General features: G+C 64.9%; 1 protein-coding gene. It reads left to right on the forward strand.

Translation table 11 applies throughout. The annotated features are described in order from the left end of the window. Positions 1–170 precede the first annotated feature (170 nt). Positions 171–1,367, forward strand: a complete 1,197-nt coding sequence (locus H8R02_RS29980; RefSeq protein WP_187085702.1) for an IS256 family transposase — start codon at positions 171–173, stop codon at positions 1,365–1,367. Positions 1,368–1,426: the final 59 nt, after the last annotated feature.

The following is a 1,426-nucleotide window of genomic DNA, read 5'->3' on the forward strand; positions in this document are numbered from 1 at the left end:
GTTGATGTCCCGGGGAGTGGTGTAAGTTTTTAATGTCTTCAAGGCGCGAAGGGCGTAGCCCGTAGCGCCTGGAGAGGCATCAGAGGTCGACTCCTGAACGGGGGTGGCCATCGTGAGTCCGGATAAGGTTGAGGTGCGACCCAACAACCGAAATCCATAGAGGAAACACGATGACCACCGCGACTATCGCATTGACTGAGCTCGCCGAGAAGGGAGCCGACATCGACGTGCTGCGCCAGATGGTGCAGTTCATGGCCCAGAGGCTGATGGAGCTCGATGTGGACGGGCGCTGCGGCGCCGGCTACGACGAGAAATCGGCCGAGCGCGTGAACAGCCGAAACGGCTACCGCGAGCGTGCCTGGGACACCCGGGCCGGCACCGTCGCCCTGAAGATCCCCAAGCTGCGCAGCGGCAGCTACTTCCCCGAGTTCCTGGAGCCACGCCGCACCGCGGAGAAGGCGCTCACCGCAGTGATCCAAGAGGCCTATGTGCAGGGCATCTCCACCCGCTCGGTGGACGACCTGGTCAAGGCGCTGGGCATGAGCGGCGTCTCCAAGAGCCAGGTCAGTCGCCTCTGCGGCGAACTCGACGAGCGCGTTGGAGCGTTCCTCAATCGGCAGATCGAAGGTGACTGGCCCTACCTGTGGATCGACGCCACGTACGTGAAGACGCGCGAGGCGGGTCGCATCGTTAGCGTGGCCGTGATAGTGGCTGTGGGGGTCAACACCGAGGGCCAGCGCGAGGTCCTCGGACTGAAAGTCGGAGCCAGCGAGGCCGAGCCGTTCTGGACGGAGTTCCTGCGCAGCCTGAACCGCCGTGGGCTGCGCGGGGTCAAGCTGGTGATCAGCGACAGCCACGAGGGCATCAAGGCGGCCGCATCGAAGGTGCTGAAAGCCACCTGGCAGCGTTGCCGGGTGCACTTCATGCGCAACGCCCTGGCGCACGCGGGCAAGACCCAGCGGCGCATGGTCTCCGCGGCCATCGGCACGGTGTTCGTGCAGGAGACACCGGAGGCGGCGAAGGCGCAGTGGCGCTCGGTGGCCGACCAGCTGCGCGGCAAGTTCCCCAAGCTCGGAGCGTTGATGGACGAGGCGGAGAACGACGTGCTCGCGTTCATGACGTTCCCGCGAGCGCATTGGCCGCAGATCTACTCGACCAATCCGCTGGAGCGACTGAACGCCGAGATCAAGCGACGCACCAACGTCGTGGGAATCTTCCCCAACGACGCATCGATCACGCGGCTGGTCGGCGCGATGATGCTCGAACAGAACGACGAGTGGAGCCTGAACCGGCGCTACATGCAGCTCGAAGGCCTGCAGACCCTCTGCGATACTGTGCCGACTCGGCTGCCCGCAGTGGCTCGCTGAGTGACGTGCATCTCAGCCTCTCCGGGCTGCGGACTTACACCACGTCAAGGGACACGACC

Source organism: Ramlibacter albus (genome assembly GCF_014297445.1).
GTDB classification, from domain to species: domain Bacteria; phylum Pseudomonadota; class Gammaproteobacteria; order Burkholderiales; family Burkholderiaceae_C; genus Ramlibacter; species Ramlibacter albus.